We start from the raw sequence: 23,434 nt of genomic DNA, 5'->3' as shown, positions 1-23,434 counted from the left end.
CCGCGTGTTTTAGCTCTGTCACGGGGGCCAGCCCTTACTGCTCACGGAAGTCATACTAACTTTGTCCAAAGCGACAAAGAAACGAAGCAAAGAAAGCGCTTTTAAACCACGCTACCCTAAGTGTCCACAGCGTGCAGTTTCTATTCATAGGTGCCCCAAAAGCACGGTGCTCGCCAGAGCCACGGATGTATGAACCCCTCCTTCTCGCGAATCCTGACACGAACACGCTTCGCCCCGTACGCTCTCGGGCAAGCACAATTGCCAATGAACCCGCACGGCCTTACAGATATTTACGGCTGCGGTTTTTTGACAGGTTAGCTACTTGGTCTGTGCGACCGTATTCATAGGTCACAGCTTGATGCGTGTTCGTGTTTACTGCTTCAGTTTTTGTGAATTGGCTGCGCGTTCTGTACAGCTATTTTCGTCGGTTACGGCCACCCGCATCTTCGCGGCCTCGTTTCCAACAGGGTTGGCGACGAGGTTCGAGGCGCGTACACATTGGAGGGAGGTTGTCCGCGGATAGCGCGGGGTGTCCCTTGGGCAGGTTCAATCACTGGTGGCGAAGCGTGTGGGTATCGGTGTTCGGAGAAGGAGGGGTTCACACATCCGTGGCTCTGGCGAGCACCGTGCTTTTGGGGCACCTATGAATCAAAACTGCACGCTGTGGACACTTAGGGTAGCGTGGTTTGAAAGCGTTTTCTTTGCTTCGTTTCTTTGTCGCTTTGGACAAAGAAATGACGTGCCGCCACGCACAGTGGCTAATAGTGATAAAGAGAAAATCCGACTCTCGCAGACCACCACGGCCGAAAGCAGCAACCCGGCATAGACCCCGACCACTAACCCCAGAACCGACCACCCCAGCATAGACCCCAACCACCAACCCCATAACCTGACCACCCACGCCCCCCCAAAACCCTCCCCGCCATACACCAGGCCCCGGTGTCACTGTTATGCTGACGGCCTCATTCCACCAAGAAACCCCCGGATCAAGATGGCCACGCAGGACAAAGCACTCGCACTAAAGAAGATGAAATGGTTCGCCGCCGGTCTCCTAATCGCGGCAGCCGCGCTATTCTTGCTCGCCAAGAGCCACCACGACGCCGGCGCCTGGGCGTGGGTCTCGGCCTTCGCCGAAGCCGCCATGGTCGGCGCGCTGGCCGACTGGTTCGCGGTCGTCGCGCTATTCCGCCACCCGCTCGGGCTGCCAATCCCGCACACCGCCATCCTGCCGGCAAACAAGGCCCGCGTGGCGGACAATCTCGCCGAATTCGTCCGCGACAAATTCCTCGGCACCGACGCGCTGGTCGCCCGCGTGAACGCCTTCGATCCCGCCGGCCGCCTAGCGGTCTGGCTGGCCGAACCGGCGAACGCAGCGCTGCTGGGCGCAAAAGCCGTCGCGGCGGCGGCCCAGATGCTCGATTTCATCGACGATGAACGCGTCAAAACGATGCTCCACGAAGCCCTGCGCCGCCGCGCTGAACAATTCGACCTGGCGGGCGCAGTGGGCGGATTGCTGTCCACGCTGACGGCGGATCGCCGCCATCAAATGCTGCTCGACGAGGGCCTGCGCGAACTCGCACAATGGCTCGACCGCGAGGAAGTACAAGCAATCCTCGCGGCCAAGATCCTGGACGTGGCCGGCGAGGAATATCCGAAATTGATCGGCATGCTCGGTTTCGTGGGCCTGAGCGCGGAAGACCTCGGCAACAAGTTCGCGGGCGGCCTGGTGCGCGGCGCAAACAAGTGGCTGCACGACATCAGCGAAAACCCGGAACACGAGCGCCGTCAGGCCTTCGACCGCTCGGTGGAAGGGTTCATCGAACGTCTGAAAACGGACCCGGCCTTCCGGGCGCGTATCGACCAGCACAAGCGCGAATGGCTCGAACGCCCGGAATTGCGTACCTATGTGAACGGACTGTGGGACGAATTCAAGGACTGGCTGCGCCGCGATCTAGCGCAAGCAGATTCGTCGCTGCACAAAAAGGTGACGGGCGCATCGGCGTCGTTTGCGGCCGCGCTGAGCAACGACCCGGCGCTGCGTGAATCGATCAACGAGCACATGCGCGACGCGCTCAAGTCACTGGCGCCGGATTTACGCGACGGTATTGCAAAGCACATTGCCGCAACGGTGCGCAACTGGGACGACGCCACGCTCGTGCGCGACGTGGAACTGAGCGTGGGCCGCGACTTGCAATTCATCCGGGTGAACGGCACGCTGGTGGGCGGTGCGGTTGGTCTGATCATTCACGCAGTCTCCATGTTCATGGTTTAAGCTGCAGAATCAAAACCTTGTAGCCGCGGTCAGCTAATTTCCCTCTTGAAGAGACCGAATATGACGGACCCGAACGCCGCGTTGATCCAGCGCTTCTACGAAGCCTTTCAGCGCTCCGACGCCGAAGCGATGGCCGCGTGCTACGCGCCCGACGTGCAGTTCAGCGATCCCGTGTTCGGCGTGCTGCGAGGCCGCGAAGCCTCGGATATGTGGCGCATGCTGATCTCTCGCGCCACGGAATTTTCGCTGACCTTCAGCGACATCCAGACCGTCGGGCAGACGGCGACGGCGAAATGGGTCGCGACCTATCGTTTCACCCAGACGGGGCGCAAGGTGGTCAATCGTATCAACGCGCGGTTTGCGATTCGCGATGGACTGATCGTCGAACATCACGACAGCTTCGACCTCTGGACCTGGAGCCGCCAGGCGCTCGGCCTCAAGGGCTTGCTGCTCGGCTGGTCGTCGTTCATGCAGAACAAGATCCGGGCGCAGGCGAGCAAGGGTCTTCGCGCATACCGGCAGCAACCCAAAAAATGACCCGCCTCGAATGTCCTGCTAGCGAAGGGTGTCTCAACGACGAATGGCTCGAAGCCGATGCGCTGGGCGGTTTTGCATCGGGCACAGCCGGCACCGAACGGACCCGCAGATATCACGCACTGCTTCTCACCGCCACGCAACCGCCGGCGGGGCGCATGGTGCTGGTGAACGGCGTGGAGGCCTGGCTGGAAGATGCGTCGGGGCAGGCACGCATTCCGCTGTCCATGCAGCGTTATGGCGCCGGTGCGGTCTGGCCGGACCCATCGGAGAGTCTGCTTTCCTTCGATACCGACCCTTGGCCCACGTGGCGCTTCCAGGTCGGCGAGAACCATATCCTGACCGCCGAACTATTCGTCGCGAAGCAGGGCGCGCAGACGGTGCTGCGCTGGCGGCTCGACGGCGAGGCCTTCACGCTGAAAGTTCGGCCGTTGCTTTCCGGCCGCGACTATCACACGCTGCATCACGAGAACCCGGCGTTTAATTTCTCGTACACGGCGACGGGCGATCAGGTTCGCTGGCAAGCGTATGGCGACGTGCCGGCAGTGGTCGCGGCATCGAATGGATCCTACGTTCATGCGCCCGACTGGTATCGTAATTTCTGCTACACCGTCGAGCGCGAACGCGGCATGGATTTCAACGAAGACCTCGCCACGCCCGGGATCTTTTCGTTCGATTTATCGCTTGGCGAAGCGGTGCTCGTGTTGAGCGCGAACGAGGGCGCGAAGACGAACGCCGCCGATACCGTGAAGCAGCTCGCCGACATCGAACGCACGCGCCGCGCGGCCTTCCTGACGCCGCTGCATCGTTCCGCCGATGCCTACATCGTGGCGCGAAACGAGGGCAGCACAATCCTCGCCGGCTTCCCATGGTTTACCGACTGGGGCCGCGACACCTTCATCGCCATGCGCGGTCTGCTGATCGCATCCGGCCGATCCAGCGACGCCGAATCGATCCTGCTCGAATGGGCCGGAACCCTCTCTGAAGGCATGTTGCCGAATCGTTTTCCGGACAGCGGTGCGCCGGAATACAACTCGGTGGATGCATCGTTATGGTTCGTGATCGCCGTGCACGATTATCTTTGCACGGGCCACGCTCAACGGGAAACGCAGAACCGGTTGCAACAAGCCGTCGATGGCATTCTCGATGGTTACTCCAGCGGCACGCGTTTCCAGATCGCCGCCGATCCTGAAGATGGACTGCTGCGGGCAGGCGTTCCCGGCGTGCAACTGACGTGGATGGACGCGAAGGTGGGCGACTGGGTGGTGACGCCGCGCATCGGCAAGCCGGTGGAAGTGCAGGCGTTGTGGATCAACGCGCTGCGCATAGCGGCGGCATGGAACCCACGCTGGACGGAGCCGGCCACGCGTGCAACTCAGGCTTTTCAGCAACGTTTCATTAATCCCGCCAGCGGTGCGCTCTACGACGTGGTCGACGCCGATCACGAGCCGGGCAAGCTCGACCGTTCGATCCGTCCGAACCAGCTTTTTGCCGTGGGCGGGCTGCCGTTCGCGGTGATCGACAATAGCGCAACGGCTCGCGCGATCGTCGATCAGTGCGAGCAGCTTTTGCTCACGCCGCTGGGGCTTAGGACCCTGTCACCGAACGACCCTGCCTACAAGGGCCGTTACACCGGCACGCCGCTGGAACGCGACGGTGCGTACCATCAGGGCACAGTCTGGCCGTGGCTCATGGGGCCGTTTGTCGACGCGTGGCTGCGGGTTCATGGCGATGATCAAGCATCCAAAGCCGTGGCCCGCGAGCGTTTTCTCAGGCCGCTGCGCAACCACCTGCATCATGCGGGACTGGACCACATTTCCGAAGTCGCGGACGGCGATGCACCGCATACGCCCGGCGGCACGCCATTCCAGGCGTGGTCGCTCGGCGAACTCATGCGCCTCGAACGTCTGCTTGATAGCCAACCCGCCGACCCAGCCGATTCTGCCGAGATGCCGCAAACGCGCTAGATTATCGGTCTTTCCGTCACGCTTTTAGTCAAGGACGTCCCATGCCGCCACTGCGCGCCACCAAGTCACTCGACACCATAGAAGGAGCCCGGCTCCATTCCACCGACTGTTCGCGCTGGCAACGCTGGGGACCGTATCTCAGTGAGCGGCAGTGGGGCACGGTGCGCGAGGACTACAGCGAAAACGGCACCGCCTGGGACTATTTTCCGCACGATCATGCGCGCAGCCGCGCCTACCGCTGGGGCGAAGACGGCATTGCCGGATTCGGCGACGATCACCTCAACTGGTGCGTCTCGCTCGCAATGTGGAACGGCCGCGACCCGATTCTCAAGGAACGCTTGTTCGGGCTGACGAACGCGCAGGGCAACCACGGCGAGGACGTGAAGGAGCTGTACTTCTACCTCGACGGCACGCCGACGCATTCCTATATGCGCATGCTGTACAAATACCCGCACGCGGCGTTTCCGTACGATGACCTCGTTGCGGAAAACGGCCGCCGCGGCGCGGACATGCCGGAGTACGAAGTGCTCGACACGGGCGTGTTCGAAGACAATTCATACTTCGATGTCCATGTCGAATATGCGAAAAATACGCCTGAAGATATCGTGATGCGCGTGACGGTCGAGAATCGCGGGGATTGCCCCGCATCGCTCGACCTTCTGCCGCAGATCTGGGCGCGCAACACGTGGTCGTGGCAGCCATCGAAGAAACCTTCGCTCACCTTGCACTCCGACGCGAAGGGCAGCCGCGTGATCGCTCAAAGCGACGGCCATGAGCCGCTGGTCGTGACGGCCGAAGCCCGTGGCGACGCCACGGTCAACTGGCTGTTCTGCGAGAACGAAACCAACGTCAGGCGCCTGTTCAACTCAGAAGGGCCAGGACCGTTCAAGGACGGCTTCAACGACTACATCGTGCAGGGCGAAGAAAACGCCATCCGGCGCGATACCGGCACGCGCGCCGCCGCACATGTGCATCTGGAGTTCGCCCCGAACAGCCGCACGGTCGTAACCATGCGCTGGCGTCCGGAGTCGGAGGCAGACCGTGAGCGGCAAGCGCTCGATATCGACGCGCTGTTCGCCCGCCGGATCGCCGAAGCCGATGCCTTTTATGCGGGCTTGCAGCACGAAATCGATGACGCCGACCAGCGGCTCGTGCAACGTCAGGCGCTGGCGGGCATGCTGTGGTCGAAGCAGTATTACCAATTCGATGTCACCCGCTGGATGGACGGCGACCCGTTGCAACCAGCGCCGCCGGCGGCCCGCAAGCGTGGCCGCAATGCCGACTGGCGGCATCTGTGCAACGCGGACATTGTCTCGATGCCGGACAAGTGGGAATACCCGTGGTACGCGTCGTGGGATCTCGCCTTTCATGCAGCCGCGTTCGCGCTGATCGACCCGGCGTTCGCGAAGAAACAATTGCTGCTGCTGGTGAAGGATCGCTACCAGCATCCGAACGGGCAACTGCCGGCCTACGAATGGGCGTTCAGCGACGCCAACCCGCCGGTGCACGCATGGGCGACATGGCGCGTCTATGAAATCGATCGTGCGATCACGGGCAAGACGGACCGCGACTTCCTGGAACTCGTGTTCCACAAGTTGCTGCTGAACTTCTCGTGGTGGGTGAACCGCAAGGACGCGGACGGCCGCAACATTTTCCAGGGTGGTTTTCTCGGGCTGGACAATGTCGGCATCTTCGACCGCTCGGCACCGCTGCCCACGGGCGGCCGTATCGACCAGTCGGATGGCACCGCATGGATGGCCGCGTATGCGCTCGACCTGATGCGCATTGCGCTGGAACTGGCGGTGGCGAATCACGTGTTCGTCGATATCGGCGTGAAGTTCTTCGAGCATTTCCTGTACATCGCCGAGGCGGTCGGTTGCAGCGATACCTGCGACACCGGCCTCTGGGATGAACGCGACGAGTTCTTCTACGACGTGCTGCAACTCCCCGACGGCACGAGCGTGCCGATGCGGATTCGCTCTATCGTCGGCTTGATTCCGCTGTTCGCGGTGCATGTGCTGGAAGAGCATCTGCACGGCCAGTTGCCGGGGCTGCGGGACCGGCTGACATGGTTCCTCGAGCACCGGCCTGATCTGGCCAAGCTGGTGTCACGCTGGAACGAGCCGGGCAAGGGCAATAGCCTGCTGCTGTCGGTGCTGCGCGGACATCGCATGAAGGCGCTGCTCCGGCGCATGCTCGACGAAAGCGAGTTCCTGTCCGACTACGGAGTGCGGGCGTTGTCGCGGGTGCATCGGGACAATCCATTTGTGCTTGAGCACAACGGCGACCGCTTCTGCGTGGAGTATCTGCCGGCGGAATCGGACTCGCGCGTGTTCGGCGGTAACTCGAACTGGCGCGGGCCGATCTGGATGCCGGTCAACTATCTGCTGATCGAGTCGCTATACGAATTCCATCGTTATTACGGCGATGATTTCCGCGTGGAATATCCGACCGGATCGGGCCAGAAACTGTCGCTGAGCGACATAGCCGACGAACTGGCGCGACGCCTGACGCGCCTGTTCCTGAAGAACAAGGACGGCGTGCGTCCGGTCATGGCCGCGTATCCGCAACTGCAGGCGGACCCGCGCTCGGATGACCTGGTGCTGTTCCATGAATACTTTCATGGCGATACAGGACGCGGTGTAGGCGCGTCGCATCAGACGGGCTGGAGCGGGCTGGTCGCGTTGCTGCTGCAGCCGCGCGTGACTACCGTGGCGCAGAACCTGCCGGTCGGCGGCGAGGTTCAGCCCGAAGTGGAACTGGCGACGAAGTAACGAAGCAGGCGGGCGGCGGGTTCTGCCCACCTCGGCCCGCCTGCTGCCGCCTATCCTACGGCGGCGTTCGCATCATTCGTCATTGCACAGCATCAACACCTTCTCGGCATCAGTGCATGAGCGCTTCGGCGCGCGTTGCGTCACGGGCGTTACCGCGTCGCCGGTGCCTGTTGACGCCATCTTGCGGATGCATGCCCGCAAGCGCTTTTCTATCGGCGGGTAGTATTTCCAGCCTCGGCTGAGCGGCGGTAATTCGATCTTCACCTGCTTCCATTTCGGATGGCCGTTGGCCTGCAGTTCATCGAAGTGCGTGCAGAGCGAGTCGGCGAATTGTGTCATCGCGCCGACGGTGCCGCGCAGGTTGTAATCGTAGGTGACGAGAAACGCCTTCACGGTCAAGGTAGGCGAGTCTTCCTTGATCCAGTTAGGATAACTCGACGTACGGATGGTCGCCGGGAAATAGGTCTGTTCAGCACGCGCGGTTTCGGGGACTGAAGGATCGAGCTTGAGCAACTTGATCTGGCTCAGCAGGTCAGGGTTCAGGTCCTGAAACAGCTTGGCCGGCTGCCCCGCGACAATGACCGCCACATCGAGTTTGCGCACGATCAGCTTCGCGAGCGCGTCCTCGTTGCTGTAGTGCTGCGCGTTCTGGTCAGGAATCGGCTCGTTGAACATCAGCCTGTAAAGCGTGGTCGCCGATTGCGCCGTGCCGCTGCCAATCAGCCCGACGCTAATGTTCTTGTCCTTGATCTCATGGATGTAGTTAAGCGGAGAATCTGATCGTACAACGAAGTAAATCTCTTCATTATACAACGGCATGATGAGCCGCAGCGGCTGGATGACCTTGCCCGCTTCAGCGTTGCCGGCTTTCGCCATATCGAGGTAAGCCTGGTACACGTCCGACTGCACGAGCGCGAATTTCACGCCCGGCTCGTAACGCATGCGCTGCACGTTTTCGGCGGAGCCTTTCGACGCGAGCACATCGAGGTCCATGCCGATCGGGTCTGCTACCCACTTCGCCAGGTCCTGGCCTATCTGGATGTAAGTGCCGCGTTCCGGCCCGGTGACGATCTTGTAGTCGGCTTGCGCATGAGCCTCCGCAACGAGGCCGGCGAGCCCGAAAAGGGCGAACAGCATGAGAAAAGTCTTGTGCATGATGTCGTGTGAGTCGTTTTAATGTGTTGGCCAACTTTCATTACACGGATAGACCACGGCGGCCTGCGTCTCCCGGCGCGGCCTTCAACCTCCTCAAAGTCTCCTGTTCCTTGCCTCCTGTCTCCTGCCTTGCTGCGTGGCGTCTACTGCGGTGGCGGGCGCTGCGCCGGTGATTGGCTCCTGGCCCAGCCCGACTCCAGGATCGCGCGCTCTTCGTCATCGGGATTGGTGGCATTGAAGCCGGGCGCCCGCGGCTGCGCTGCGCTTGCCGCATTGTCTCCTGACGCGAGCGTGCGGTTGGCCGTGGGCGATGCCGGACGCGTATTGCTTTGCATCGCCGGCGGTGCGCTGTTCGCCGCGACGGGAGGCGACACAATGCCCGCCCGCACCGGAACGGCTTCGGCGATTGGCGCGACTGTGTGCAAGGAAGGCGACGCGGGATTGCCTGGAGCTTGAATAGCGGCCGCAGGCTCGGGTTCCGGCTGCGCCGGTGCACGCGCAGTGGCGTTCGCTGGGGCGCTGCGCACCGCTGGCGGCGCGGCGTTTGGTCCGTCCGGCATGGGGACAAACGCGGGTGCTGGCGGACGAGGCGGCGCGGCCTGTTGCAGCGTCGGCGGCGGGGTATACGGCGACGATGTAAGCGGAGCCTGCGAGCCCGTACTTATGCGCGCCGGCTCTGGAACAGCCTGCGCGGCGGCAGGCGTGCGCATGGTCGTGACGACCACGGGTGCGGCCGGTGCAGCCGGCACGGGCGCCACGATAGGCGCAGGCACGCCCATCGCGGCGACCGCGCGTGCGTGCTGGGCGGCCGAGACGGTGACGGTGGGCCTGTGCGTCGACGCTGGCGGAGGCGCGGCCGCAACGCGTGGACCGGGCACGAACATGGGCACAGGAGCGGTGGGCGCCGCTGCAGCCGTTTGCGTATTGTTGTGGGGGGCGCCATGCACCGCTGCTGTCACGGGCGGGGGTTTATTGAGCCAACCCGACCGGGCGATGGCGTGTTCGACGAGCGTTTGTGCTTCCACATTGCTGGCATCGATGGTCAGCACGTCGCGGGCATTCTGGCGCACGCACAACCACGAGCCGGTCGCTTCGCAACCGCGTGCGACTTGCAGCATCTCGTCGCGTGCGTGTTCGAGGCCGGTGAGGTCCGCCTGGGTCCGCTGCACATTGGCGGCGTTCAGTTGCGACGCCGGGATCTTCGAGAACCGCCGGCGCGCCGTGGTCAGGTCGCCGCGCGCGATGGCGTCACGCGCGGCCTGCAAGTTATCGGTCGCGCTGGCGAGCGCGGCCGCTGCGCGACTGGAGGAGGTGTCAGTGGGCAAGGCTTCGCGGGCGGCAACGGAGGGCGCTGCCGCCGTTTGCGCCTGCCTGGTGGTCGTCATGGTCGCCGCTGCTGCGGACCTCGCCGGGGGCACCGCGGCCGCCGGAGCAGCCAGTCGCGCAGGTGCATCGTGCGCGGTTTTCATATCGACGGCGCCGTACGCGCTATGCCCGGCCGGCAGGTCGGAACGGGTGGCATCGTCACCGCTGCTGCCGTGCTGCGAATAGATGACGCCGCCGGCTACCAGCGCCAGCGCCACGGCGCCCAGCGTGACGGTCTTCGACCTATCCCAGCGTTGCTCGCCGGCGCCGGTCAGTTCGGACTCTTCCGGTACGCTCGGGTAGGGCGATGGCACGTTGAGGGCTTCGCGGCGCGCGCCGAAGGGCAGGCGCAGGCCCGTCGAGAGCGCGGCCGTCTTCGCGGCGCCGAAGCCCGGGCCATGATCGGCGCCGCAATGCGGACAGGTATCCGCATCGCTCGGAATGTCGTTGCCGCAACGCTTGCAGGTCACGGAATCGGATGATGAGGGAAAGAAGAGACGGGCCATGCGAAAAACCTCCCGGGACACAAGGGTTGTCCTTCCCGCTTGCGTGTCCGGTTTGATCGGACAAAACGGTCACTCGTATGATGAAAATGCTTCGGACTCCCTATGCTGGACAGTCGCCGAGGGAGCCGGAACCAATATGTGACATCTCCGAGGCGACGTCAACACGGCCGCGAACAGCCACGCGACGCCTGCGCCACGCCGCTCAAATGCCTGCTTTGGCCGCGCCGGTCAAGGCGTGGGCGAACAGGTAAAAGCGGCCGGTGGTTTCGTCGGCAGGCGCCTAGGTTCTGTCCGAATAAGGCGCTTCGGGGCGCGCCGAAACCGGCCGCCGCGCAGGCGAAAACAACAACTGGAGCCCAATTATTTTCGGGTGTCCACGCTGATTAGCACACTGAGTAATAAATTTGAGACAGACTGGCGATTTGGTAGGATGTATGCGCGCGGCGAGCCGCTGGGCGCCGCACCCCACGAGCCGTCAAAAATACAAATGACTCACCATCCGATGCTCGCGGCCTGACCTCGGCAGGTCATCCGTGCATCGGGTCTGGAGAAGGGACATACCGATGGACATGCCGTCTAAGGGGGAGAATGCGCAGCTCATACGGATCACCTGGCCGTTCCTGGTCGTCATTCTTGTCCTCGTTTCGCTCGCCATTTTCAGTATCGACATCATGTCGTCGGTGCGTGCTTACATCGGCGGGGAAAGCATCTGGTCGAAGGGCCAGAAAGACGCGGCTTTCTATCTGAACCTGTACGCCGAAACCGGCTCCGAAAGCAGCTACAAGCAATATCTGACCGCCATGGAAGGCCCGCGCAACATGCACACGGCCCGTCTGGCGCTCGACCAGAGCAAGCCCGATACGGCTACCGCGCGCGCGGCGCTGATCGCGAGCGGCGTGGATCCGGACGACGTCAGCGACGTCATCTGGACCTTCAAGATGTTTCGCCACGTCAGCTATTTCAGCGAGGCGGTCGGTTACTGGTCACGCGGCGACGCCGAACTGGCGAAGCTGGAGCGGGTCGGCAACGAGTTGCATGCACGGGTCCAGGCCGGTGGGTTGCCCATGGCCCTCGTCAGTGCCTACAAATCGCAGATATGGACCATCAACGCGACCATTGCGCCGCTGTCATGGGGTTTCTCGCAGGTATTGAGTACGGCATTCCGCAAGACAGCGTCATTGCTGCTGACCGTCGACCTGGTCGCCGCGCTGCTGCTCGTGTGCCTTTCAACGGTGCATGTGCGGCGGCTGATCAGGCAGCGGGGGCGCATTGAAGCCGCGCTCAAGCAGAGCGAGGCGCGCGCCAAGGCGACGCTTGGTTCGATCGGCGAGGCCGTGATCGCGACGGGGCCGTCGGGGCATATCGAATTCATCAACCCGGCGGCCGAGCGGATCGCCGGACGTCTGGCGGACGACTGTCTCGGGCGGCCATTGGTCCAGACCTTCAGTTTGCTGCACGCCGATAGCCGCCAGCCGCTCAACCCGATCGAGGATGCCCGGGCGGGTACGCGCCCCGACGGCGAAGCCGCCGAAATGCTGCTGAAACGGCGTGACGGCGCCGAGATCCGCGTGCAGGCGGTGACGTCGCGGATCAGCGCCGCCGGCGCGAGTCCCACCACGGCGGATGCAGAATCCGGCTTCGTGCTGATCCTGCGCAACATGACGCGCGAGTACGAATATATCGAAAGCCTGGCCTGGCAAGCCACGCATGACGGGCTCACGGCGCTCGTGAACCGCGCCGAATTCGAGCGGCGCCTGCAACACGCGCTGGGTACGCGATGGAGCGAGGTGGCGTCGTGGCTGCCGGCGGCATCGGCGCTGCTGTTTCTCGATCTCGACCGCTTCAAGGTGGTCAACGACACCTGCGGTCACGCGGCCGGCGACGCCATGCTGCGTGAAGTCGCGTTGCGCTTCGAATCGAGCCTGCAACCGGACGACACGCTCGCGCGGCTGGGCGGCGACGAGTTCGGCGTGCTGCTGCAGGGTTACGATACCCCGGGCATCCAGGCGGTCGCCGAACGCCTGCGCGCATGCCTGAATGACTTTGTCTTCAACTGGGAGGCGCAGCCGTTCACCACCAGCGTGAGCGTCGGCGTGGTCGATCTGCGTAATACGGAAATGAGCGTGGAAGAGGCCATGCGGCTCGCCGATATCGCCTGCTACATGGCGAAGGAACGCGGCCGCGACCGGGTGCAACTGGCGGACCTGGGCGACCGCGAACTGGCGCGCCACGCGAGCGAAGTATCGTGGGGGCGACGGCTCAAGCACGCGCTCGAACACGATGACTTCTGCCTCTACGTGCAACCTATCGTGGCCGTGGGCGACGGCGTGCCCGCCTCCACGGAAGGGCAGCGCGCCGAATTGCTGCTGCGCATGCTCGACCCGGGCGTGCCCAACGGCGTGATCGCGCCGACGTTGTTCATTCCTGCCGCCGAGCGATATGGCCTGATGACGGCTATCGACAGATGGGTGATCCGCAACGCCTTCGATATGCTTTCGTGTACCCGCCATAAGCGTTTCAAGGAATATGCGATCAACCTGTCGGGCGCCTCGGTGGGCGACGAACGTTTCCTCGGTTTCGTGCGCGAGCAATTCCAGCGCACAGGCGTCTCCCCTGGCATGATCTGCTTCGAAATTACAGAAACGACCGCGATTGCCAACCTGGCGTCGGCGGCGCGGTTCATGCATGAGCTGAATGCGCTCGGCTGTCATTTCGCGCTCGATGATTTCGGCGCCGGCATGTCGTCGTTCGGTTACCTGAAGCATCTGCCGGTTGAGTATTTGAAGATCGACGGCAGCTTCGTGACCGACATGGTGCTCGATCCGGTGAGCCGCGAGATGGTCGCGGCCATCAACGAGATGGGCCATTCAATGAAATGCCGGACCATCGCGGAATATGTGGAAAGCGAAGGAATCCTGCGAGCGCTGCATGGGCTCGGGGTGGACTATGCGCAAGGGTTTTACATAGGAAGGCCAATGCTTTGGACAGAGCCGGCCGTTCAGACACTAGCTAAGGAGGCGTGATGGGGGGTGGGTTTACCAGAGAGGGCGACCTCAAGAACACAGCAAGCTACCCACTTTGGTTGCAGGAAGTTTTGTTGGAAACCGGCGCTGCAAAAAGCCGTGTGACGTCTCATCCTCTTTTTCGATCCTTGCGCGACGGAGAGCTCGGCCTGCGTGAAATGCGTGCGTTCCTGATCAACGGCTGGCCGGTGATCAATCAGTTTCCGCAGTACATGGGCATGAACCTGCAGAAGATCGGACCCGAAGAAACGGTCGGCTCGCGCATGGCGCGGCGGTATCTCACGCGCAATATTCGCGTCGAGCAGAATCACGCCGATTATTGGGTCGACTGGGCGGCGGCCCACGATGTTTCGCGCGAGGATCTGCAAGCCGGCGAAGCGCCCGCGCTTGCATTTGCACTGAGCCACTGGTGTTGGAAAAGCAGCAATGCGGACCCGCTGCATGCGTCGATAGCGGCGACCAATTTCGCCGTTGAAGGCGTGACCGGAGAATGGTCGAGACTGCTCTGCAGCCGCGACACGCTCGCGCACAGCTACCCTGAATCAATCCGCAAGGCAACCATGCGCTGGCTCAGGATGCACGCGCATTACGACGACGCGCATCCGTGGGAAGCACTCGATATAGTCGCCACGTTGCTGGGCGGCACGCCGCGCATGGCCGACATCCGCGATGTCAAACGCGGCATCCAGCGCAGCTATGAATACTTCGAGGTCAGCCTGAACTGTTGCCTCGAAGCGTAACCGCGAGCCGCTTTACATCCTTACTTCGATAACTGCAGCTTGCCGTCCAGCCGCCGGTTCAGTCCGAGCGGATTGGCGGTTTTCAGCGCGTCCGGCAGCAGGCCGTCGGGCATGTCCTGGTAGCTCACTGGCCGCAGGAAGCGGTCGATGGCGAGACTGCCTACGGAAGTCGATCGGCCGTCGGCGGTGGAGGGGAAGGGGCCGCCGTGGACCATGGCATGTCCAACCTCTACGCCCGTACCGAAACCATTCACGAGAATCCGGCCGGTGCGACGTTCGAGCGCCGGCAGGAAACGGCGGGCATCGTCATGATCCGCTTCGTCGATGTGCAAGGCCGCGGTCAACTGGCCTTCCAATTGCTCCACCAACTCGAGCACTGTGGCCAGGTCCGGGCATCGCACGATCAGTGAAGCCGCGCCGAAAATCTCCTCGTGCAATTCCGGGTTAGCGCGGAACGCTGCAGCGGTGGTCGAGAACAACGCTGCTTGCCCCTGCGTCACGCCTTTTGCCGCGCAGCCTCGCGCGAGCGTCTTGACCTCGCCGTGCTCCGCTGTTTTGTTCACAGCCGATTCGTAAGCCTTGTGAATACCCGGCGTGAGCATCGTGGCGGCGGGTATTTCGCCCAGGGCGGCAGCCGTTGCTTCGATGAACGCATCGAGCTCAGGACCATCGATGGCAAGCACCAGGCCAGGATTCGTGCAGAACTGGCCGGCGCCGAGCGCAAGCGAGCCGGCGAAGGCCTTGCCGATCGCCGCGCCGCGATTTTTCAGCGCGTGCGGGAACAGCAAAACCGGGTTGATGCTGCTCATTTCGGCGTAGACCGGGATCGGTTCGCGACGTGCCGCCGCGAGCTTCATCAACGCCGTGCCGCCGCCGCGCGAACCGGTGAACCCGACCGCCTTGATGCGCCGGTCCGAAACGAGACCCTGGCCGATGTCGCGGCCGCTATCGAAGAGCAGGGAGAACGTGCCTTCCGGCAAACCGCAGTCCGCGACCGCTTTCTGCACGGCGCGTCCGACCAGCGCCGACGTACCCGGATGGGCCGAATGAGCTTTCGCGATCACCGGACAACCGGCGGCCAGCGCCGATGCGGTGTCGCCACCCGCGACTGAGAACGCCAGCGGGAAATTGCTCGCACCGAATACGGCGACGGGACCGAGCGGCACATAACGCAGTCGCAGGTCGACGCGCGGCAGCGGCTTGCGCTCCGGCTGCGCCGGGTCGATACGCACGCCGAGGAAATCGCCTTCGCGCACGACGGCTGCGAACATGCGCAACTGGCCGACGGTCCGGCCGCGTTCGCCTTCAATGCGTCCGCGCGGCAGGCCACTTTCGGTCACGCAGCGCTCGATCAGGACATCGCCGATATCGAGGATGTTCTGCGCGATCGTTTCCAGGAATTTGGCGCGGGTTTCAAGCGGCAGTTCGCGATAGATGTCGGACGCTTGCCAGGCGAGCGCGCAGGCTTGTTCCAGTTGATCGAGCGAAGCGCCGCCGAAGGCGGGCGCGAGCGGCTCGCCCGTGGCTGCATCGATGCCCTTGATCGAGCCGTTCGTGCCGCGAAGGGTGTGTTTGCCGATCAGCAGATCGCCGGAAATTTCCATGATGGTTTGAATCCTGTTGGTGTAATTAAAGTGTCCGGATTGCGTTGCTTGCCCCGCGCTGCTTGTCCCGCGTTACGTGCCTTACTTGCCCCAGCTCAGCACGAGCGGATCGAGGCGGCGCGCGACTTTCAGCAGGCCGGCGCGGGTCGATGGATGCATCGCGGCAAACGGATGGCGCGTGGTGTCGGAGCGGATCACGCCGCCTTCCATCATGAGCGCCTTGCAGGCGGCGAGACCGCACTGGCGGTTCTCGTAGTTGATGAGCGGCAGCCACTGCTCATACAGCGCTGCAGCGCCGTCCGTGTCGCCGGATGTGTAGGCATCGACAATCTTGCGAATGCCGTCCGGATAACCGCCGCCGGTCATCGCGCCGGTCGCGCCGGCATCGAAATCCGGAATCAGCGTGATGGCTTCCTCGCCGTCCCACGGGCCGATGATTGCATCGCCGCCGAGTTCGATCAGCTCGCGCAGCTTCGATGCCGCTTGCGCCGTTTCGATCTTGAAGTACGACACGTTCGCGATTTCCTTCGCCAGCTTCGCCAAAAATGCTGCGGAGAGCGGCGTGCCGGCGACCGGTGCGTCCTGGATCATGATCGGGATGTCGATGGCGTCTGATACGCGATTGAAGAACTCGTAGATCCCGCGTTCGCCCACGCGGATGGTCGCGCCGTGATAGGGCGGCATGACCATGACCATCGCGGCGCCCGCGTCCTGCGCTGCGCGGCTGCGGGCTGCGCAGACATCGCTGCTGAAGTGCGTGGTGGTCACGATCACCGGCACGCGGCCGGCCACGTGTTCCAGCACGGCTTTCTGCACGGCGGCGCGTTCGTCGTCGGTGAGCGCGAATTGTTCGGAGAAGTTGGCGAGGATGCACAGGCCGTGCGATCCGGCATCGATCATGAAGTCGATTGCGCGTCGCTGGCCGTCCAGGTCGAGGCGTCCGGAGGCGTCGAAAACGGTCGGGGCAACCGGGAACACGCCGCGGTAGGTCGCGCGGTGAGTCGGATTGGACATCGGAAGTCTCCATTGTGTATTTGAGGGAACTATAGGGGCTGGCAGAAGGCGCTGTATAGTGAAACCTTTCCATCTCGTGATCGCTTTTGCGACTCACCCTTACTTATTTGACCTACCCCCTCCAAGGTTTGACGAACGCGCGATGAAATCCACGCTGGATGTATTAATGGGCCGCTTGCGCATGAGGCAGTTGCAGCTACTGATCGCGCTCGATGACCACAAGTCGCTGCATAAGGCGTCGAGCGCGATGTCCATGACGCAATCGGCGGCGAGCAAGGCGCTCGCCGAGCTTGAGTCGATGCTGGAAGCGCCATTGTTCGAGCGCGCGAAGAAGGGGCTGGTGCCGAACCAGTTCGGTTTTTGCGTCATCCGTTACGCGCGGCTGCTGGCGGCCGACCTGACCTCGCTGTGCCAGGAAGTCGCCGATATCCGCTCGGGCACGGGCGGCCGCCTGGCGGTTGGCGCGATCATGGGATCGGTGCCGGAGCTGGTCGTGCCGATCCTGAACGAGTTGCAAGCGTGCAATCCGGGCTTGTCGATAGAAATCGTGGAGGACACGAGCGCGCGGATGCTGGCGCTGCTTGACGAAGGGCGGCTGGACCTCGTCGTTGGCCGCTCGATTGTCAGCGATGAACCGTCGCGATATCTCTATCAGCCGCTTGGCGACGAGCCTTTGTCGGTGGTAGTGGGCTACGATCATCCGCCGTTTGCGGCCGGTGAGCTGACGTTTGCCGATCTGGGTGGGCATCGCTGGGTCACGTACCCGAGCGCCATGCCGATGCAGGCGCTGTTGCAGCGCGAGATGGATCTGGCGGGGGCGCAGGTGCCCGTGAGCGCGATCTCGACGGCGTCGACGTTCGTGACGGTCGCGCTGCTGCAATGTAGTGCCGACCTGGTGTCAGTGCTGCCGGCGGGCGTTGCCAGGCTGTTTTGCAAACATCGCATGCTGCGCACGCTGCCGATCGGATTCAAGTCGAAGTCGCAAACGTTCGGGATCGTGACGCGCAAGGTGGGGGTATTGTCGCCGTCGGCACGTCAGTTTGTTCAGCGCTTGATGGACGCGAGTGAGTCGATGCCGCTCGCGGCAGCAAGCGGAGACTGACGCTGGGGAACTGACGCTGGCCGGCCTGGCATGGGCGCGCAAACCAATCCGACCACGCCGGTATTGCGTCGTCTTATACTTTAGTCACTCGCGTCCAATACCCGGACCGGGCGTTCCGGCGGGCATTATCCACTGCTTGCGGGCATCAGCATGACTCCAGGCGCCGATCAGGCGCGCTACGGCCTTACGGATCCCGGGCATGAGCCAAATTACCAGTGGCGCCTTGAAGGGCCTTGCCAGCGCCTTGCGTGGGCAGCAGAAGCAGCTTACCGACCACTGGATGCAACTCGTCTTTGGCGACGCCGAGGTAGAGCATTCCGACCATCTCACTTACCGGCAGCTTGCCGATCATGTCCCGCGCATTTTCGATGAAATCTGTCTGGTGCTCGAATCGCAGGATATGGATTCGCAGGAGCACGCGATCGAACGCGACGCGCGCGAACACGGAAAGTGGCGCTGGCAGCAGGGGTATCGTATAGATGAACTGGTCCGCGAGCTTGACCTGTTGCGCCAGGTTTTGCTTGCGGCCATTGGTGATTTCGCGCAGAAGCATCCCTCGTTCGACCGCAAGCGCGAGGAACGCGCGCGCCTGATCACCGACCAGACGCTCAGTTTCGTTACGCTCACTTCCGTTCGCGAAGCGGTGGGCGAACGCGACCGGAAACTCGATGAATACACCGGCATGCTGGAGCGAGCGAATCAGGAACTGACCTTGCGGCAACGGTTGATCAGCGACCTTTACGAAACGCGCATGCAGGTTGCCCGGCGTGTCGCTCACGACCTGCGCAACTTCCTGAACGTATTCGCCACCGTGCTGCAATTGATCGGCCGCTCGCAGGCGAAAAACGACCGGGCGATCGCGCTCGCGAAACGGCAAGTCAGCGACATGGCCACGCTCGTCGATGAAATGGGCGAATACTCGAAAGTGCTCGGCGATGATTCCATCCTGACGGTCGAGCGTTTCGACCTGACCGAACTCTTCGACGAACTCACGCTGCTTTGCCGGGCGTCTGCCAGGGTGAAGGGGTTGACGCTCAAGGGGCGCGTCGATCCAGCATTGAGCATGATCACGTCCAACCGGCTGAAGATGAAGCAGATTGCGCTGAACCTGTTGTCGAACGCAATCAAATACACCACGACGGGCGAGGTGGAGCTGGCGTTCATTACGTCGGGCGCGAAACACTGGACGCTGCGTGTGTCGGACACGGGCATGGGAATCAGCGAGGAGGATCGCGAACGGGTGTTCGAGGAATTCGAACGCGCGGCTTCCGACGAAATTCCCGGCACCGGATTGGGACTGGCGATCGTGAAGGAACTGGCGCGCGAACTGCAGGGCGTGATCCGCTTTGAATCGTACAAGGGCCGCGGCAGCGTGTTCGAAGTGCGTTTTCCGCTGGTGCTTGAAATCGAGGGCGGGGCTTCGGTGGGGTGAGGCTGGGCACGTATCTGATTGATGTTTCCCGGCACCGCTGCTAAGCATAGAAGTTTTATGTGGTTCCAGTATTTTTCCTTTTGTTTAACATCGTGTGGCTAGCATTTGCTGATGCTCGTTGCCGTGCCCGGGCGCGGCGAGCCACCCGGACAAAAGGAGTCTTCAACCGATGGCAGACGTATTCGCCCGCCGGGCATCCGTTCTCCATTCGCATCTTGATCCCGACGCAAATCCCACCGTCGCGCAGAAACCCAATCATGCGGGTCCGGTGTCTCCATGGCTGCGTTATGTGTCGTGGAGCATGCCGGTTCTGCTGCTGATCGTGTGGGAGTTGTTCGCGCGTCTCGGCGCGCTGTCGCCGAACGTGCTGCCCGCGCCGTCGAAGGTCGCTCTCACCGCATTCGAACTCGTGAAAGAAGGGCGTCTGATCGGCGACATGGCGGTGAGTCTGCTGCGCGCCGCAACCGGTTTCGTCATTGGCGGCTCGATCGGGTTCGTGCTCGGCACGGCCGTGGGCTTTTCCAAAGTGGCTGAGGCATTTCTCGATCGCAACATCCAGATGCTGCGCGCCATTCCATTTCTTGCAGTGTTGCCGCTGGTGATCGTGTGGTTCGGCGTGGGCGAGGCAGGCAAGATCTTTCTGGTGTCTCTCGGCGTCATGTTCCCGATCTACATCAATACCGTTCTCGGGATTCGTCAGGTCGATCCCAAACTGATCGAACTCGGCCGCGTGCTCGGGCTGTCGAACTGGACGCTGATCCGGCGCATCGTGCTGCCCGGCGCGTTGCCCTCGGTGCTTGCCGGCGTGCGTTATGCGCTGGCCACGGCGTGGCTCGCGCTGGTGGTGGCGGAGACCATTGCGACCAGCACGGGCATTGGCTTTCTCGCGATGGACGCACGCGAATTCCTGCGTACCGATGTGATCGTGATGACCATCGTGATCTATGCCGCGATCGGCGTGCTGGCGGATTCGCTGGCGCGTTTCCTCGAGCGCCGGTTGCTCTCATGGCACGTGAATTTTGCGAAGGTGTCCCGCTGATGAGTGCAACTTTGAAGTCGTCGGGACCGGCGGTTGTCGTGCGTAATCTGCGGCGTTTGTACGGAGAACGAATCGTTATCGATAGTTTGAACCTGCGGATCGAGCGGGGCGAATTCGTCGCTTTGCTGGGCGAAAGCGGCTGCGGCAAGACCACTTTGCTGCGGGCGTTGTCGGGGCTTGATCCTATCGACGGTGGTTCGATCGACGGGCCGCGTTTGCCGGCTATCGTGTTTCAGGAGCCGCGTTTGTTGCCGTGGGAGACGCTCTCTCGCAACGTCGCGCTTGGGCTTGCGCCGGGTCCGAAAAGCCTTGCGGCCGCGCAAGCGGCGCTGGCAGAAGTGGGGCTGGGCGAACGCCTGGAAGACTGGCCGCGTAACCTGTCCGGTGGCCAGGCGCAGCGGGTGGCGCTGGCGCGTGCGCTTGTGCAGGAGCCGCAACTGTTGCTGCTCGACGAACCGTTTGCCGCGCTCGACGCGTTGACGCGCATCAAGATGCAGCGTCTGGTGAAGCATTTGATCGAACGGCATCAGCCGGGTGTATTGCTCGTTACGCACGATGTAGATGAAGCGATTGCGCTCGCGGATCGCGCGCTGATCATGCGGAGCGGCGCGATTGCCGCCGAGTATCGTGTGACGGATGCCGCCAGGCCCGCACTGCGGGAGACATTGCTCGCGCAACTTGGCGTGGACGCCGATACGGCAACTCACTAGTCCCCAGCGTCTCATCCCATTCAATTTGTCTTGCCTCTCGCCCGCCTTCAACGGCGGGCACGATTCCGTTCATCTGTTCGACCTAATTCCGCCATGTCAAATCCAAGTTCTTCTATCTGGTCGCGCCGCCGCTTCCTCCAAACCACCGTGGCTGCATCGGCGTTGGCCACCGGCCTTGCCGCTTGCGGCAGCCGGAAAACCGACACGGTTCGCCTTGGCTGGGGACTCGGCGGCTTGCCGATGCTCGCAAAGGTCCGCGGCGAATTCGAAAAAACCCTCGCGAAAGACGGTATCAAAGTGGAGTGGATCGGACCCTTCCCCAATCACGCGCCATCGCTCGCAGCGGTCACCGGCGGCAGCGCGGACTTCAGCTTCGGCGGCAGCACGACACCCGCGTTGGCGGCAATGATCGCGGGTTCGCCACTCGTGTTCACGCAGTTTTGCGTCGTTGATCCGCGCAGCACGGCGATCATTGCGAAGGACGGATCGGGTATCAACCGGGTGGAAGATCTGGTGGGCAAGACGGTAGCGGTGAATCGTTCAGGACTCGGCGAATTCCTGCTTGTGGCCGCACTCGAAAAACACAAGGTGCCACGCGATGCGGTGAAGATCGTTTATCTGAATCCGCCCGACGCGGCGCCCGCGTTCTCGCAAGGCAAGATCGATGCATGGTCGATGTGGAGCCCCGGCGTGGACATTGCGCGTGCGAACTACAAAGGCCACAACATTTTCCTCGAAGGTCGGGACCTGGATTTCCAGATCGATTTCAATTCCTATGTGACCACGCGCAAGTTCGCCGAAGACAACGCCGATCTGGTGAAGGCAGTCAACGCCGCATACGGACAGGAAGCGAAATGGGCATCGGACAACTCGCTCGAAGCCGAGACGATCGCCCAGCAGCAGGGTCATTACAGCGACGAAGTCCGCGATACGCTCAGCAGCATGAAGCGCAAGTTCAACATGCACGGCGTCAGCGACAAAGCCTTCGTGCAGGAGCTGCAGAAAGCGGCGGACTGGTTGGCGGCGCGCAGCGTCCTGCCGCAGAAGATCAACGTGTCGGACTATCTCGCGAAGGTTTGAAGGGTTGTCGTGCGGCATTGAGCGGGGCATGCTGTAGCGCCTCCGACGCGGTATCTTGTCCTTCAAGCAGGGTGGGTTCAGGAAGACTCGGACCGACAGAAATCAGGGCGTATACCCTGCGCGATGAGCAGGATCAGAGACCGGAATCCGCGAGATGGGGCCCCGGCAGCAGAATCTGCTGTCGGGGCGCCATCGGACGAAACCGCATGCTGATGCTGATCTCGACATCAGTTACGGCTGCTGCCATGAGTCAATACACTGTGAGCTCATCCTGTGAACAACTGAGGGCAAACTGTTATGAGACTCACCGACTTCGATACGTTGACCTTTGACTGCTATGGCACCTTGATCGATTGGGAGACCGGGATTTTCGAAGGCCTGCGTTCCCTTCTTGAGCGCGTCAAGCAGCCGCTGACGCGCGATCAGGTCCTTGAGGCTCACGCACGCCATGAATCCTCGCAGCAGAAATACACGCCTGCCAAGCGGTATCAGGAACTGCTGCCTATTGTCTATAAACGACTGGCCGAAGAATGGCAGGTGCCGTTCACGCTGGGCGACTGCGTAGCGTACGGAAAGTCGGTGCAGAATTGGCCGGCTTTCGAAGATTCGGCAAGCGCCTTGCAATACCTCAAGAAGCATTACAAGCTCGTTGTGCTCTCGAACATCGATAACGAAAGCTTCACCTACAGCAATGCGAAACTGCAGGTCGAGTTCGACGCGATCATCACGGCCGAAGACGTCGGTTCGTACAAGCCGTCAGCACGTAATTTCGACTACATGCTGGACAAGCTTGGCGACCGGGGGATCAGGAAAGAAACAATCCTGCATACCGCCGAGAGCCTGTTCCACGATCACAAGCCTGCAAACGAATTCGGCCTGGCGTCGTGCTGGATTTATCGCCGCCACGATCAGGAAGGCTTCGGTGCCACAATGAATCCGGGCCAGCAGCCTAAGGTGGACTTCCGCTTTAACAACATGGCTGGCCTGGTGAAAGCGCATCAGGAAGCCTTGCTGCAAAAGTAACGCCTTGATAGCGTCCGCCGCCTCGTTGATTCGAACGCGCAGGACGTTGCGCGGCAGGCCGGGGCCGCATGAAGGGCCGCGCAGTCCAACGCGA

General features: G+C 62.3%; 16 protein-coding genes. 12 read left to right on the top strand and 4 right to left on the bottom strand.

The genetic code is table 11. The features are described 5' to 3' along the window. Positions 1 to 991 precede the first annotated feature (991 nt). Genes ACSQ36_RS28960 through ACSQ36_RS28945 form a run of 4 tightly spaced genes read left to right on the top strand, consistent with a single transcriptional unit; the run spans position 992 to position 7,547 of the window. The gene (locus ACSQ36_RS28960; RefSeq protein WP_436184617.1) at positions 992 to 2,272 is read left to right on the top strand and encodes a DUF445 domain-containing protein; all 1,281 of its coding nucleotides are present in this window, start codon (positions 992 to 994) and stop codon (positions 2,270 to 2,272) included. A 60-nt stretch (positions 2,273 to 2,332) separates the two neighbouring features. Continuing rightward, entirely contained in the window at positions 2,333 to 2,809 is a 477-nt protein-coding gene (locus ACSQ36_RS28955; RefSeq protein WP_213768975.1) for a nuclear transport factor 2 family protein, read from the top strand. Next, complete coding sequence (locus ACSQ36_RS28950; RefSeq protein ID WP_436184616.1) at positions 2,806 to 4,773, top strand: amylo-alpha-1,6-glucosidase; 1,968 nt, start codon at positions 2,806 to 2,808, stop codon at positions 4,771 to 4,773. The genes ACSQ36_RS28955 and ACSQ36_RS28950 overlap by 4 nt, the downstream gene beginning before the upstream one ends. Positions 4,774 to 4,814: 41 nt before the next feature. Then, positions 4,815 to 7,547, top strand: a complete 2,733-nt coding sequence (locus ACSQ36_RS28945; protein ID WP_436184615.1) for an MGH1-like glycoside hydrolase domain-containing protein — start codon at positions 4,815 to 4,817, stop codon at positions 7,545 to 7,547. A 72-nt stretch (positions 7,548 to 7,619) separates the two neighbouring features. On the opposite strand, the gene ACSQ36_RS28940 is transcribed toward ACSQ36_RS28945, so the two are convergent. Both ACSQ36_RS28940 and ACSQ36_RS28935 read right to left on the bottom strand, forming a co-directional pair. Next, entirely contained in the window at positions 7,620 to 8,702 is a 1,083-nt protein-coding gene (locus ACSQ36_RS28940; RefSeq protein WP_213768972.1) for a TAXI family TRAP transporter solute-binding subunit, read from the bottom strand. 143 nt (positions 8,703 to 8,845) lie between these two features. After that, positions 8,846 to 10,573: a hypothetical protein gene (locus tag ACSQ36_RS28935; RefSeq protein WP_436184614.1), complete on the bottom strand. Its 1,728-nt coding sequence runs from the start codon at positions 10,571 to 10,573 to the stop codon at positions 8,846 to 8,848. 563 nt (positions 10,574 to 11,136) lie between these two features. Between ACSQ36_RS28935 and ACSQ36_RS28930 the strand changes: the two genes are divergently transcribed. Next, entirely contained in the window at positions 11,137 to 13,596 is a 2,460-nt protein-coding gene (locus tag ACSQ36_RS28930; RefSeq protein ID WP_436184613.1) for a putative bifunctional diguanylate cyclase/phosphodiesterase, read from the top strand. 101 nt (positions 13,597 to 13,697) lie between these two features. Next, on the top strand, positions 13,698 to 14,336 hold the full coding sequence (locus ACSQ36_RS28925) for a TenA family transcriptional regulator (RefSeq protein WP_436184612.1): 639 nt from the start codon (positions 13,698 to 13,700) through the stop codon (positions 14,334 to 14,336). A gap of 20 nt (positions 14,337 to 14,356) precedes the next feature. On the opposite strand, the gene ACSQ36_RS28920 is transcribed toward ACSQ36_RS28925, so the two are convergent. Both ACSQ36_RS28920 and ACSQ36_RS28915 read right to left on the bottom strand, forming a co-directional pair. Beyond that, positions 14,357 to 15,940: an aldehyde dehydrogenase (NADP(+)) gene (locus ACSQ36_RS28920; RefSeq protein WP_436184611.1), complete on the bottom strand. Its 1,584-nt coding sequence runs from the start codon at positions 15,938 to 15,940 to the stop codon at positions 14,357 to 14,359. An 81-nt stretch (positions 15,941 to 16,021) separates the two neighbouring features. Beyond that, positions 16,022 to 16,954: a dihydrodipicolinate synthase family protein gene (locus ACSQ36_RS28915; protein ID WP_436184610.1), complete on the bottom strand. Its 933-nt coding sequence runs from the start codon at positions 16,952 to 16,954 to the stop codon at positions 16,022 to 16,024. A 142-nt stretch (positions 16,955 to 17,096) separates the two neighbouring features. On the opposite strand from ACSQ36_RS28915, the gene ACSQ36_RS28910 reads away from it, so the two are divergent. The 6 genes from ACSQ36_RS28910 (at position 17,097) to ACSQ36_RS28885 (ending at position 23,340) form a co-directional block, all read left to right on the top strand. Continuing rightward, positions 17,097 to 18,056 (top strand): LysR family transcriptional regulator, encoded by a 960-nt coding sequence (locus ACSQ36_RS28910; protein ID WP_213768966.1) that lies wholly within the window; start codon positions 17,097 to 17,099, stop codon positions 18,054 to 18,056. A gap of 199 nt (positions 18,057 to 18,255) precedes the next feature. Then, complete coding sequence (locus ACSQ36_RS28905) at positions 18,256 to 19,488, top strand: sensor histidine kinase (protein ID WP_436184609.1); 1,233 nt, start codon at positions 18,256 to 18,258, stop codon at positions 19,486 to 19,488. A gap of 169 nt (positions 19,489 to 19,657) precedes the next feature. Continuing rightward, positions 19,658 to 20,527, top strand: coding sequence for an ABC transporter permease subunit (locus ACSQ36_RS28900; protein WP_255631835.1), 870 nt, complete (start codon positions 19,658 to 19,660; stop codon positions 20,525 to 20,527). Next, on the top strand, positions 20,527 to 21,237 hold the full coding sequence (locus ACSQ36_RS28895) for an ABC transporter ATP-binding protein (protein WP_436184608.1): 711 nt from the start codon (positions 20,527 to 20,529) through the stop codon (positions 21,235 to 21,237). The genes ACSQ36_RS28900 and ACSQ36_RS28895 overlap by 1 nt, the downstream gene beginning before the upstream one ends. 93 nt (positions 21,238 to 21,330) lie before the next feature. Further along, on the top strand, positions 21,331 to 22,317 hold the full coding sequence (locus ACSQ36_RS28890) for an NrtA/SsuA/CpmA family ABC transporter substrate-binding protein (RefSeq protein WP_213768963.1): 987 nt from the start codon (positions 21,331 to 21,333) through the stop codon (positions 22,315 to 22,317). A 297-nt stretch (positions 22,318 to 22,614) separates the two neighbouring features. Then, positions 22,615 to 23,340: a haloacid dehalogenase type II gene (locus ACSQ36_RS28885; protein WP_436184607.1), complete on the top strand. Its 726-nt coding sequence runs from the start codon at positions 22,615 to 22,617 to the stop codon at positions 23,338 to 23,340. Positions 23,341 to 23,434 lie beyond the last annotated feature (94 nt).

Source organism: Caballeronia sp. LjRoot34 (assembly GCF_964253815.1).
In the GTDB taxonomy this organism is placed as follows: Bacteria; Pseudomonadota; Gammaproteobacteria; order Burkholderiales; family Burkholderiaceae; genus Caballeronia.
Note: the sequence above shows the minus strand (reverse complement) of the source record. Positions and strands in the feature narration are given on the sequence as shown.

Bases quoted from the DNA above. Each gene is read 5' to 3' on its own strand.
- ACSQ36_RS28960 (WP_436184617.1), top strand. From the start codon at position 992: ATGGCCACGCAGGACAAAGCACTCGCACTAAAGAAGATGAAATGGTTC.
- ACSQ36_RS28955 (WP_213768975.1), top strand. From the start codon at position 2,333: ATGACGGACCCGAACGCCGCGTTGATCCAGCGCTTCTACGAAGCCTTT.
- ACSQ36_RS28950 (WP_436184616.1), top strand. From the start codon at position 2,806: ATGACCCGCCTCGAATGTCCTGCTAGCGAAGGGTGTCTCAACGACGAA.
- ACSQ36_RS28945 (WP_436184615.1), top strand. From the start codon at position 4,815: ATGCCGCCACTGCGCGCCACCAAGTCACTCGACACCATAGAAGGAGCC.
- ACSQ36_RS28940 (WP_213768972.1), bottom strand. From the start codon at position 8,702: ATGCACAAGACTTTTCTCATGCTGTTCGCCCTTTTCGGGCTCGCCGGC.
- ACSQ36_RS28935 (WP_436184614.1), bottom strand. From the start codon at position 10,573: ATGGCCCGTCTCTTCTTTCCCTCATCATCCGATTCCGTGACCTGCAAG.
- ACSQ36_RS28930 (WP_436184613.1), top strand. From the start codon at position 11,137: ATGGACATGCCGTCTAAGGGGGAGAATGCGCAGCTCATACGGATCACC.
- ACSQ36_RS28920 (WP_436184611.1), bottom strand. From the start codon at position 15,940: ATGGAAATTTCCGGCGATCTGCTGATCGGCAAACACACCCTTCGCGGC.
- ACSQ36_RS28915 (WP_436184610.1), bottom strand. From the start codon at position 16,954: ATGTCCAATCCGACTCACCGCGCGACCTACCGCGGCGTGTTCCCGGTT.
- ACSQ36_RS28910 (WP_213768966.1), top strand. From the start codon at position 17,097: ATGAAATCCACGCTGGATGTATTAATGGGCCGCTTGCGCATGAGGCAG.
- ACSQ36_RS28905 (WP_436184609.1), top strand. From the start codon at position 18,256: ATGAGCCAAATTACCAGTGGCGCCTTGAAGGGCCTTGCCAGCGCCTTG.
- ACSQ36_RS28900 (WP_255631835.1), top strand. From the start codon at position 19,658: ATGGCAGACGTATTCGCCCGCCGGGCATCCGTTCTCCATTCGCATCTT.
- ACSQ36_RS28895 (WP_436184608.1), top strand. From the start codon at position 20,527: ATGAGTGCAACTTTGAAGTCGTCGGGACCGGCGGTTGTCGTGCGTAAT.
- ACSQ36_RS28890 (WP_213768963.1), top strand. From the start codon at position 21,331: ATGTCAAATCCAAGTTCTTCTATCTGGTCGCGCCGCCGCTTCCTCCAA.
- ACSQ36_RS28885 (WP_436184607.1), top strand. From the start codon at position 22,615: ATGAGACTCACCGACTTCGATACGTTGACCTTTGACTGCTATGGCACC.